Raw genomic sequence first — 12,466 nt, forward strand, 5'->3', positions numbered from 1 at the left:
AAAAATAGTATAAAGTTTTTTTTTGCATAAACGATATAGCATTTAACAAGTTCATGGATGAGCTTGAATTTATTTAAAAGGATTTAAAATGGGATTTCGTATAAATACAAACGTAGCAGCACTTAATGCTAAAGCAAACTCTGATCTTAACGCTAAAAGTTTAGATCAATCATTGGCAAGACTTAGTTCAGGTCTTAGAATCAACTCAGCAGCAGATGATGCTTCAGGGATGGCGATCGCAGATTCACTTCGCTCTCAAGCTAATACTTTAGGTCAAGCTATATCTAATGGTAATGATGCTTTAGGTATCTTACAAACTGCAGATAAAGCGATGGATGAGCAGCTTAAAATTTTAGATACTATTAAAACTAAAGCAACTCAAGCAGCTCAAGATGGTCAAAGTGCTAAAACAAGAACTATGCTTCAAGCAGATATTAACCGCTTGATGGAAGAACTTGATAATATCGCTAATACTACTTCATTTAATGGTAAACAACTTTTAAGTGGTAGCTTTACCAATCAAGAATTTCAAATTGGTTCAAGCTCAAATCAAACTGTAAAAGCTAGTATAGGAGCAACTCAGTCTTCAAAAATCGGTGTAACTAGATTTGAAACTGGTTCTCAAAGTGTAAGTTCTGGTGTAGTTGGACTTACTATAAAAAATTACAATGGTATTGAAGATTTTAAATTTCAAGATGTTGTGATTTCAACTTCAGTAGGAACTGGTCTTGGGGCTTTGGCTGAAGAGATCAATAAAAGCGCTGATAAAACAGGTGTTAGAGCAAGTTTTGATGTGAAAACTACAGGAGCTTTTGCTATCAAAGCGGGTGAAACTGGAACTGATTTTACTATTAATGGTGTTAATATTGGTAAAGTAACTTATCAAGATGGAGATAAAAATGGTTCTTTAGTTTCTGCTATCAATGCAGTTAAAGATACTACCGGAGTTCAAGCTTCTCAAGATGAAAATGGACGTTTAGTATTAACTTCTGCTGATGGTAGAGGTATAAAAATTGAAGGAAGTATTGGTCAAGGTTCTGGTATATTAAATAGTCAAAAAGAAAATTATGGAAGATTATCTTTAGTTAAAAACGATGGTAGAGATATCGCTATCGATGGAACTAATCTTAGTGCTATAGGTATGGGAAAAACTGATATCATTTCTCAAACTTCAGTATCTTTAAGAGAATCTAAAGGACAAATCGATGCTAATACGGCTGATGCTATGGGATTTAACTCTTATGCTGGTGGTGGAAAACAAATCATCGTTGGTTATAGTTCGTTAAGTTCTTTCATGAGTTCAGAAGGTTCTGGTTTTTCAGCTGGTTCAGGTTTTTCTGAAGGTAGTGGAAAAAATATGTCGGTAGGTTTAGAATCCGGCGTTGTCGTTGTTTCTGCTATGTCTACAGCTTCTAATGTTTATTTAGTATCTAAAGGTTCAGGTTTTTCTGAAGGTTCTGGAAATTCTCAGTTTGCTACTTTAAAAACTTCAGCTGGAAATAATGCAGGGGTTGCAAGTGAAACTTCGGGCGTAACCACACTTAAAGGTGCTATGGCTGTGATGGATATCGCTGAAACTGCGATTAACAATCTTGATCAAATCAGAGCCGACATAGGTTCAGTTCAAAATCAAATCACATCAACAATCAACAACATCACAGTAACCCAAGTTAATGTAAAATCAGCCGAATCTCAAATCAGAGATGTGGATTTTGCAAGTGAAAGTGCAAACTACTCTAAAGCAAATATCCTAGCTCAAAGTGGATCTTATGCTATGGCCCAAGCCAATGCAAGCCAACAAAATGTATTAAGACTGCTTCAATAGAAATCCGATCTAAGCCTAAAATTAGGCTTAGATTTTTTAAAATAAAATACTTCATTTTTCTCACAAATAAAAAATTGGAACACTTATTGCTTATATCCTTTTGATGCAATATTTTGAAAGGATTTAAAATGGGTTTTAGAATAAACACCAATATAGGTGCGTTGAATGCACATGCGAATTCGGTGGTTAATGCTAATGAACTTGATAAGTCTTTAAGTAGACTTAGTTCCGGTCTTAGGATTAACTCAGCAGCAGATGATGCTTCAGGGATGGCTATTGCAGATTCTTTGCGTTCACAAGCGGCAACTTTAGGCCAAGCGATCAACAATGGTAATGATGCTATAGGTATATTACAAACTGCAGATAAAGCGATGGATGAGCAGCTTAAAATTTTAGATACTATTAAAACTAAAGCAACTCAAGCAGCTCAAGATGGTCAAAGCTTAAAAACAAGAACTATGCTTCAAGCAGATATTAACCGCTTGATGGAAGAACTTGATAATATCGCTAATACTACAGCTTTTAATGGCAAACAACTTTTAAGTGGAAATTTTACCAATCAAGAATTTCAAATTGGCTCCCAATCAAATCAAACTATAAAAGCTAGTATTGGTCCTACTCAGTCTTCAAAGATCGGTGTAACTAGATTTGAAACTGGTTCTCAAAGTGTAAGTTCTGGTGTTGTAAGTATGGTTATAAAAAATTATAATGGAGTAGAAGACTTTAAATTTCAAAGTGTGGTGATTTCAACTTCAGTAGGAACTGGTCTTGGGGCTTTGGCTGAAGAGATCAATAGAAGTTCTGATAAAACAGGAGTTAGAGCAACTTTTGATGTAAAAACTATAGGGTCTTATGAAATAAAAGCAGGTTCTACTTCAGAAGACTTTGCTATTAATGGAGTTATTATAGGCAAGATTAATTATAAAGATGGAGATGAAAATGGTCAATTAGTTTCTGCTATTAATTCAGTTAAAGATACTACAGGGGTTGAAGCTTCTAGGGATGAAAATGGTAAATTAGTTCTTACTTCAAGAGATGGTAGAGGTATAAAAATTACAGGAGATATAGGCGTTGGATCTGGAATTTTAGCTAATCAAAAAGAAAATTATGGAAGATTATCTTTAGTTAAAAACGATGGTAGAGATATCAATATAAGTGGAACTAATTTAAGTGCAGTAGGTATGGGAAAAACTGATATCATTTCTCAAACTTCAGTATCTTTAAGAGAATCTAAAGGACAAATCGATGCTAATACGGCTGATGCTATGGGATTTAACTCTTATGCTGGTGGTGGAAAACAAATCATCGTTGGTTATAGTTCGTTAAGTTCTTTCATGAGTTCAGAAGGTTCTGGTTTTTCAGCTGGTTCAGGTTTTTCTGAAGGTAGTGGAAAAAATATGTCGGTAGGTTTAGAATCCGGCGTTGTCGTTGTTTCTGCTATGTCTACAGCTTCTAATGTTTATTTAGTATCTAAAGGTTCAGGTTTTTCTGAAGGTTCTGGAAATTCTCAGTTTGCTACTTTAAAAACTTCAGATGCAAATGCTGCTGGAGTGACTTATAAAAATGCTGGTGTAACGACACTTAAAGGTGCTATGGCTGTGATGGATATAGTAGAGACTGCTACGACAAATCTTGATCAAATCAGAGCTGATATAGGTTCAGTTCAAAATCAACTTCAAGTTACGATCAACAACATCACAGTAACCCAAGTTAATGTAAAAGCAGCCGAATCAACCATCAGAGATGTAGATTTTGCAGCTGAAAGTGCAAATTTTTCAAAGTATAATATCCTAGCTCAAAGTGGATCTTACGCGATGAGTCAGGCTAATGCAGTTCAACAAAATGTCTTAAAACTTTTACAATAAATGAGGATTTTTTATCCTCATTTATAAGAGTTTTCTTTTTTCAAGTTCATCTTGTAAAGGTATGATAGCTTTTTTTAAGATGATATTTTGAGTATCTACAAGTTCAAAAATGCTTTCGATTAAAGATTCATGAGCATAAAGCCAAGCAAAAAGTTTATTTTGTCTTTCACTTTCGTTTTGAAAACTTTGAAAATACAAAGGAACCAATAAACTTTCTTCGTGATATAGTGTTGGTCCTAAAATTTCAAGTAAAAAACCATAACGCTTAGAATCTAAACGAGTTTTAAATTTATCTAAATTTTTATTGATTTGTTCTAGAGTAAGTTTAGTTTTTCCTCTTTTTAACGATGCCAATTGATTTTTAACTTTTTTACATTCTTTTAAAAAAGTTTGAGTTAAGCTCATTTGCTTTTTGATCTTTTTATAAGCATCTAACATTAACTCATCTCTTTGATTTTTTAAAAGTTTAGGAATTTTAGCAAAAGGCTTTTTTAGATCTTTTTTAAGCAAGGTTTTGCAAAGCTCTTTAAAAGATTTTTCTATGGCTCCTTCTATCCTAGCTCCACCTTCGGTGGCATTGTAAGTTTTTATTTTTTTTTGATTATTTGTAGCTATAAAATTTTCAAATATTTCTCTAAATATGGTCCAAACTTCAGAACTTTGGACTATCCCTTCTCCTCCATAAGCTATAGCAGTGTATTTATCAAAATCTCTTTCATGATGCCCTTCGTGAAAATCTTTATATAAAAAGCCTTTAGAGTGCGAACTTCCATCTTTTGCGTAAGCAAGATCCTGTCCTATGAGAATAATATTTTTAAAATTTAAATTTATGGCTAATTCATAATTCATATGAGCTACGCTCATTCCACAGCTCATATATCCAAATTCATCCAGCTCTATCGAAGTGGCAAAAGATAAAGGTCTGGTAACTAGGATATATTTTCTTTTATTTTTTTCAAGATAAGCAATGGTATTTTTATGAACCAAAGAAGTTACAACAAAAGTAATATCTTGATCAAATTCTTTAAAGTCGTTATTAAAACATTCTGCTGTATAGTGATCTCTTTCCATCATGCAAACATAATCAGGCTTTATATCATGCTTTGCCAATATAGCATAAGCACTATCAGCACAAAAAATAGTAGCTTTACTAGCGTATTTTTTAAGCAAAGGAAGTTGTTTTTCAAGACTAGGGCCTGTAGAAACTATGATGGCCACATTTTCATCTTTGGTATTTTTTCTTTTTTGAAGCAAGGTTTTATAACTTGGATGATTGATCATTTTAGGGATATTTCTTACAAATTGTTCTATGCCTTGCATTGCATCTTTTGGATCATTTCCTCTTCTAAGACTGATATTTCTAATAGCTTTAGAATTTAAAGTATTCACTTTTAACATATCTTCTTCATAATTTTTATAAAAATTAGAATGTAAATGTAAATTGTAAATTCTAAAAAATTTATTAATTGAACTTAAAGAAAAAATGGTATCAGCTTTAGTATAAGTCATTTCTATAGTATGGATTAAGATTAATTTCCCTTTTCTTAATTCCTCACTAAAATCAATCAAATTAAGAGTTATAAAAATAATTTCTATTTCTTTTTCAAAAACAATAATTCTTTTATGATTTTCATTTTGAAGTAAGGCTTTATATAAAATTCCATTTCCTAAACCGTAAAAAAATAAAGCAGGATATCTTTGATATTCTTTAAAAAATTCAATTTTTTCTTCTAATTCTTTTAAAGGATTTTTATAAATTGTTTTTAAATTTCTTTTTTGGATGATATTAATATCTAGTTTATCTTTGCCAAGTGAATAAGAAAAATATCTTAATTCTTTTATTTTTTTTAATTCTTCTTTGATTTCATTATATTCATCGCCATTCATGGCTTTTAAATTTTTATCAAAAATTTCATTTTGCATTGTTTATCTTCCTCATATATTTTTCTAAATTTCTTTTTTTGAGTTCATTTTCTAAAGGAGTAATATTTTCTATTAAAGCTTTTTCTTGTGCTTTAATATGTTCATAAACCATATTAAAAAATTCTATATGTTCTTTAACCCATAATAAAGATTTATTATAAGAATCTTCTGGAGTTTTTGGATTTAAAACATAAATTCTTGCTAAATTAAGTTCAAATTGAGTTAAAAGAGGACCTAAGATTTCATAAAGATCTAGCATATTTTTTCCATCTTCAAGTTTAGTTTTGATTTTATCAATTTCTTGTATGAGATAATCAAGTATTTCTTTGCCTTCATTTAAATTTGAAATCAAATTAAGATTGGAAAAACTTTCTAAGATATGATTATAAGCTTTTAAAAGTTCTTGTGAAAAATCTTGACAGTGTTTTATACTTTTATAAATTTTATAATAGCTTTTTAATAATAATTCATCTTGCTTATCTTTGCTTAAAGCTTCTACTTTAGGAAAAGGTTTTTTTAGATCTTCTTTAAGTAAAGTTTCACAAACTTCCTTTAAAGGTTTTTCTATAGTTCCTTCTATCCTAGCTCCACCTTCGGTGCAGTTATAGGTGGTGCAAAGTTCTAGTTGATTTGCTTCATGAATTCTTTTTTCTAAAAATGACCTAAATAAATTCCAAATAAATGAACTTTCTACAAAACCTTTTCCTCCATAAGCTAAGGCTCTAAAATTTCCAAAATCTCTTTGATAATGCCCCTCATGCTTGTCAAGATTTTGATAGTCTTTTGTATGAGAAAAACCATCTTCGCCATAAGCTAAATCCTGCCCTATAAAAATGATATTTTTATGTCTTAAAAATACAGCTAAACCATAAGCTACATTGGCTACGCTATGTCCTTCAGATAGTTCTCCATATTTAAAAATTTTTAAATATTTTGCAATTTCAGAACCTCTGTAAGCCAACATAAAATTTCTATTGTTACGTTTTAAATTTTTTATGGTTTGTGGATGAGTTAAATGAGTTGTGATAAAAATTATATCTTTATCAAATTCTTTAAAATCATTATTAAAAAATTCAGAGGTTAATAAAATTCTTTCCAAAGATAAAACATAATCAGGCTTAATATCATGCTTTGCTAAGATAGGATAAGAAGAATCAGCAGATATAATAGTTGCTTTATTAGCATATTGTTTAAGAGTATTTAATTGCTTAGTAAGACTAGGTCCAGTAGAAACAATAATAGCTGTATCACTAAGACTTTCTCTTTGTTTGAGTAAATTTTGATAAGGAGGATGAGTTAGCATGGTTGGAAGATTATAAATAAGTTGTTGTATGCCTTGTAAAATATCTTTAGAATTATTTCCTTTTAAAAGTATAGCATTTTTAAATTTATCTATAAGATTATTATTTAAATTTAAAATATCTTCTTGATCTTTTTCATAATAATCACTACTAAGTTCTAAAAAATAAGTTCTAGAAAATTCAAAAAAAGGACTAGTTGAGCACAAATCATAATAATCTTGAAATTCTAAAGAATTAACATCAAGAATTAAAAGTCTATTTTCTTTTAATTCTTGTGAAAAATCTAAAAGGTGAAACATAATTTTAATGATTTCTAATTCTTTTTCAAAAATAACTAAATGTTTATGATATTTATTTTTTAAAAGTGCTTTAAATAAAATTCCATTTCCAAAACCATAAAAATAAAGTACAGGATATAAAAGATATTTTTCATTATAGGTTTTTAACATAATATCAAGCTCTTTTATCACATCTTGATAAAGAAAAGTATGATTTTTAGTATCTTTTAGATTGATATCTAAGCTATCTTTGCCCAAAATAAGCTCATAATGAGTGATTGATAATTCTTTTAATTTTTCTTTTAAGGTAGGATTATTTAGTGAATTTAGATTTTTATTAAAAAGTATGGTTTGATTTTTATTGAAATTCATAAGCCTCCTTTTTTATTTTACTAAAATATCGTCATTTTTAAATTTTTCTAAAGCTTCTTTGATGATTTTATTTTGAGTATTTAGATATTCTAAACTTTGTAGCCACCACGCTTTTTGATTGATTAAAAATTCTTTAATTTTTTCATTTTGATTGATTTCATTTAAAACTTCATAGCGTAAAATTTCGCATTCATTGTGATAATATATAGCTTGAGTAAGCTCATTAAATAGTTTTAGTTTTTTAAATTCGCTAAAAAATTTTAAAAGATTTTTTTTGATTTTTTCCAAGGTTGATAAATTAAGTTCCAATTTATTGAGTTCAAAATCAAGTTTTTTAAGCTCATTGTTACATTTTTTTATAAATTCTTCACTTTGTTTAACATTTTTAATAAGAAGCTTTTGGGTTTGTAAAAATTTATTTTTAATTTCATTTTTTTCTAAAATTTTAGGCAGATCAAAAGGTTTTTTTAGATCTTCTTTAAATAAAGTTTCACAAACTTCCTTTAAAGGTTTTTCTATAGTTCCTTCTATCCTAGCTCCACCCTCAGTGCAATTATAAGTATTGATTTGTAATTTTTCTTTTGCCCAGAAAATATCTTTTTCAAAAGCCTGACGAAATAAATTCCAAGTAAGCTGAGTTCTTACTTGCGTTTCTCCTCCATAAGCTACAGTATAAATTTCTCCACGTACTTTTTCTCCTTCATTTCCAAAAATATGTTCTTTAGGATGCGAACTTCCATCTTTGGCATAGGCAAGATCTTGACCTATTAAAATGATATTTTCATGTCTTAAACTTGCAGCTAATTCATAAGCCATATTTGCAACACTTGCTCCAACCCCAATATAACCAAATTCTTTAAGATTTAAAGATACTGCAAAATGCAAAGGACGATGTACTAGCATATATTTTCTAGAGTTCTTTTCAAGAAAATCAATAACTTCTTGATGTACCACAGAGCTTATGATAAATAAAATTCCTTGATCAAATTCTTTAAAATCATTATCAAAGCATTTAGATACTATATCATCTCTTTCTAGCATACAAACATAATCAGGCTTAATATCATATTTTGCAAGTATAGGATAAGCACTATCAGCACAAAAAATAGTAGCTTTACTAGAGTATTTTTTAAGCAAGGGTAGTTGTTTGATAAGACTAGGGCCTGTTGAAACGATGATAGCGTTTTTTATTTTTTGTTTTCTTTCTTTTAAAAAATTTTGAAAAACTCCATGGTTTAAAAGTTTGGGAAGATTATTGATCATATGTTTTATACCTATGATAGAATCATGCGGATCATTGCCTTTAGCTAAGACTATAAAACGGATATTTTCTATTAGTTTTTGATTGAGTTCTTGAATTTGGTCGGCATAAAATTTAAGATAAAAATCACTATGGATGAAAAGATTAAAAATTTTAACACTTTTTTGAATATTTTCATACATAAAAAGAGCCATAAGCTGCGCAGTGGTAATGCTTGGAGTATGAAAAAGTATAAGTTTTTCGCTTTTTAACTCTTTGGTAAAATCAATAAAATAAAAAGCTAGGGCTAAAATTTCAAGTTCATCTTCAAAAACAATAATATGTTTATGATTTTTATTTTCGCATAAAATTTTATATAGTTCTCCATTTCCAAAACCATAAAAAAATAAAACAGGATATTTAGAATATTGAGTTTTGTAAAAATCTAAATTTTTTACAAGATCTTTTTTGGGATTTTCATAAATTTTTTCTTCAGAGTTAGCGATAAAATTAATCCCTTGTTCGTTTTTTTCTAGTCGAAAATTTTCTAATTTTTGCAAAGATCTTAATTTGTATGCAAGAATTTGATCTACTTCAAAAAGTGCTTGAGTATTTTTTAAAAAAAGTTCTTTATCCATGATGTAATTCTATCTTCCTCATATATTTTTCTAAATTTCTTTTTTTGAGTTCATTTTCTAAAGGAGTAATATTTTCTATTAAAGCTTTTTCTTGTGCTTTAATATGTTCATAAACCATATTAAAAAATTCTATATGTTCTTTAACCCATAATAAAGATTTATTATAAGAATCTTCTGGAGTTTTTGGATTTAAAACATAAATTCTTGCTAAATTAAGTTCAAATTGAGTTAAAAGAGGACCTAAGATTTCATAAAGATCTAGCATATTTTTTCCATCTTCAAGTTTAGTTTTGATTTTATCAATTTCTTGTATGAGATAATCAAGTATTTCTTTGCCTTCATTTAAATTTGAAATCAAATTAAGATTGGAAAAACTTTCTAAGATATGATTATAAGCTTTTAAAAGTTCTTGTGAAAAATCTTGACAGTGTTTTATACTTTTATAAATTTTATAATAGCTTTTTAATAATAATTCATCTTGCTTATCTTTGCTTAAAGCTTCTACTTTAGGAAAAGGTTTTTTTAGATCTTCTTTAAGTAAAGTTTCACAAACTTCCTTTAAAGGTTTTTCTATAGTTCCTTCTATCCTAGCTCCACCTTCGGTGCAGTTATAGGTGGTGCAAAGTTTAAATTTGTTTACTTGATATATGTGTTTTTCTAAAGTAGAACGAAATAGGTTCCATGTTTCTGTAGTATAAACTTTATGTTTTCCACCATAAGCTAAAGTTTTTAAATTATAAATAATTTTATTTTTATCTAAATCATCGAATTTTCCAAAAACATGGTCATTTGGATGAGAGCTTCCATCCTCAGCATAAGCTAAATCCTGCCCTATAAAAATGATATTTTTATGTCTTAAAAATACAGCTAAACCATAAGCTATGTTAGCTACACTATGTCCCGCTCTTAAACCTTCAAATAAATTACAATTTATAAATTGCACAAATCCTATTCCTCTATGAGCCAACATAAAATTTCTATTGTTATGTTTTAAATTTTTTATAGTTTGTGGATGAGTTAAATGAGTTGTGATAAAAATTATATCTTTATCAAATTCTTTAAAATCATTATTAAAAAATTCAGAAGTATCCTTAACTCTTTCCAAAGATAAAACATAATCAGGCTTAATATCATGCTTTGCTAAGATAGGATAAGAAGAATCAGCAGATATAATAGTTGCTTTATTAGCATATTGTTTAAGAGTATTTAATTGCTTAGTAAGACTAGGTCCAGTAGAAACAATAATAGCTGTATCACTAAGACTTTCTCTTTGTTTGAGTAAATTTTGATAAGGAGGATGAGTTAGCATGGTTGGAAGATTATAAATGAGTTGTTCTATGCCTTGTAATGCGTCAGTAGGATAATTTCCATTTGCAAGTATCGCAGTTTTAAATTCATTAATTAGTCTATTATTTAAATTTAAAATATCTTCTTGATCTTTTTCATAATAATCACTACTAAGTTCTAAAAAATAAGTTCTAGAAAATTCAAAAAAAGGACTAGTTGAGCACAAATCATAATAATCTTGAAATTCTAAAGAATTAACATCAAGAATTAAAAGTCTATTTTCTTTTAATTCTTGTGAAAAATCTAAAAGGTGAAACATAATTTTAATGATTTCTAATTCTTTTTCAAAAATAACTAAATGTTTATGATATTTATTTTTTAAAAGCGCTTTAAATAAAATTCCATTTCCAAAACCATAAAAATAAAGTACAGGATATAAAAGATATTTTTCATTATAGGTTTTTAGCATGGTGTCTAATTCTTGCAAAACGTTTTTATACAAGTACCCCCCCCCTAAAATATCTTTTAGATTGATATCTAAACTATCTTTGCCTAAAATAAGCTCATAATGAGTGATTGATAATTCTTTTAGTTTTTCTTTTAAGGTGGGATTATTTAGCGAATCTAGATTTTTATTAAAAAGTATGGTTTGATTTTTATTGAAATTCATTTATTTTCCTATTTTTATTTAAAATACTCTTTTTTTAAAGCTTCGCCAAATTCGATATCTTTTGTAGCTTTTTTGCCTAAAATTTCTTTATAAAATTTTGGATGAAGCCCAAAAGAAGGGCGCACGGATTTTACATTTTCTTCGCTGAAAATTTCACCTTTTTTGATATCTTTGCTTGCGTATAAACTTCTTGCAAAAGTGCGATTTTTTAAAGTTTTTTCATTAAGTTCTAAGGAGCCATCTCCCAAAGCGCTTTCTGCTTCTCTTACAGCTTGAACCATAGCTTTAAATTCATTAAAGTCAAGACTAAATTGAGAATCTTCACTTTTTAAATTTTTATCAAGCATAAAATGCTTTTCGATCACTCTAGCTCCAAGTGTCACAGCCATAACCGGAGCTAAATGTCCAAAACTATGATCGCTTAATCCCACTTCAACGCGAAATTTTTCTTTTAAACTTAAAATAGCTTTTAAATTCATATCGCTAATTTTTGCAGGATAGGCAGAGGTGCATTTTAAAAATATCAATTGTGAATTTTGTTCTTCTTTAAAAATTTCACAAATTCTAAAAAGCTCTTCTTCGCTTGCAATACCTGTAGAGACAATAGTAGTTTTGTTTTCTTTGGCTATATAGCGGATGAATTCTTCATCGTTAGCTTCAAAAGAAGCGATTTTATACGCTATAGGATTAAATTTTTTCAAAAAATTAACATCTTTTTTAGAAAAAGGACTTGAAAAACAAAGTATATTTTCATCTTTAGCGGTTTTAAAAATTTGTTCATGCCATTCATAAGGTGTTTTTGCACTTTCATAAAGTTCATAAAGTTTGCGTTTATCCCAAAGTCCACCTTTGATGATAAAATCCTCTTTGTTGCTATTAAGAGTGAGGCTATCGGGTGTATAAGTTTGAATTTTTATCGCATCAGCACCTGCTTCTTTAGCGGCTTTAATGCTTTTTAGTGCAAGTTCTAAACTTCCGGCATGATTAGCACTTAATTCTGCTATGATAAATACTTTTTGATCTGTGTTAAAATTTCCTATTTGCATTAAATCCTCGTTATAATTATA

Annotated in this window: 7 protein-coding genes; 2 read left to right on the forward strand and 5 right to left on the reverse strand. The window is 28.8% G+C overall.

Annotation, left to right across the window (positions count from 1 at the left end):
* Positions 1-88: 88 nt before the first annotated feature.
* Positions 89-1,825 carry a flagellin A gene (locus ACD570_RS03060; protein WP_417904379.1) on the forward strand — a complete coding sequence of 579 codons (1,737 nt, stop codon included), beginning with the start codon at positions 89-91 and terminating at the stop codon, positions 1,823-1,825.
* A 128-nt stretch (positions 1,826-1,953) separates the two neighbouring features.
* A complete protein-coding gene (locus tag ACD570_RS03065; protein WP_417904380.1) occupies positions 1,954-3,690 on the forward strand; it encodes a flagellin A in 1,737 nt (578 codons plus the stop codon).
* A gap of 21 nt (positions 3,691-3,711) precedes the next feature.
* Here the strand turns inward: ACD570_RS03065 and ACD570_RS03070 are convergent, their stop codons facing one another.
* Genes ACD570_RS03070 through pseI form a run of 5 tightly spaced genes read right to left on the reverse strand, consistent with a single transcriptional unit; the run spans position 3,712 to position 12,445 of the window.
* Positions 3,712-5,613 carry a motility associated factor glycosyltransferase family protein gene (locus ACD570_RS03070; protein WP_337207801.1) on the reverse strand — a complete coding sequence of 634 codons (1,902 nt, stop codon included), beginning with the start codon at positions 5,611-5,613 and terminating at the stop codon, positions 3,712-3,714.
* The gene (locus ACD570_RS03075) at positions 5,603-7,564 is read right to left on the reverse strand and encodes a motility associated factor glycosyltransferase family protein (protein ID WP_417904381.1); all 1,962 of its coding nucleotides are present in this window, start codon (positions 7,562-7,564) and stop codon (positions 5,603-5,605) included. The genes ACD570_RS03070 and ACD570_RS03075 overlap by 11 nt, the downstream gene beginning before the upstream one ends.
* 12 nt (positions 7,565-7,576) lie before the next feature.
* Positions 7,577-9,442, reverse strand: a complete 1,866-nt coding sequence (locus ACD570_RS03080; protein ID WP_417904382.1) for a motility associated factor glycosyltransferase family protein — start codon at positions 9,440-9,442, stop codon at positions 7,577-7,579.
* Positions 9,435-11,399, reverse strand: a complete 1,965-nt coding sequence (locus tag ACD570_RS03085; protein WP_417904383.1) for a motility associated factor glycosyltransferase family protein — start codon at positions 11,397-11,399, stop codon at positions 9,435-9,437. Before ACD570_RS03085 ends, ACD570_RS03080 begins: the two co-directional genes overlap by 8 nt.
* A gap of 14 nt (positions 11,400-11,413) precedes the next feature.
* Positions 11,414-12,445 carry a pseudaminic acid synthase gene (gene pseI / locus ACD570_RS03090; protein ID WP_417904384.1) on the reverse strand — a complete coding sequence of 344 codons (1,032 nt, stop codon included), beginning with the start codon at positions 12,443-12,445 and terminating at the stop codon, positions 11,414-11,416.
* Between the last annotated feature and the right edge of the window lie 21 nt (positions 12,446-12,466).

The sequence above is a fragment of the Campylobacter sp. LH-2024 genome (assembly GCF_048270605.1).
GTDB classification, from domain to species: Bacteria; Campylobacterota; Campylobacteria; order Campylobacterales; family Campylobacteraceae; genus Campylobacter_D; species Campylobacter_D molothri.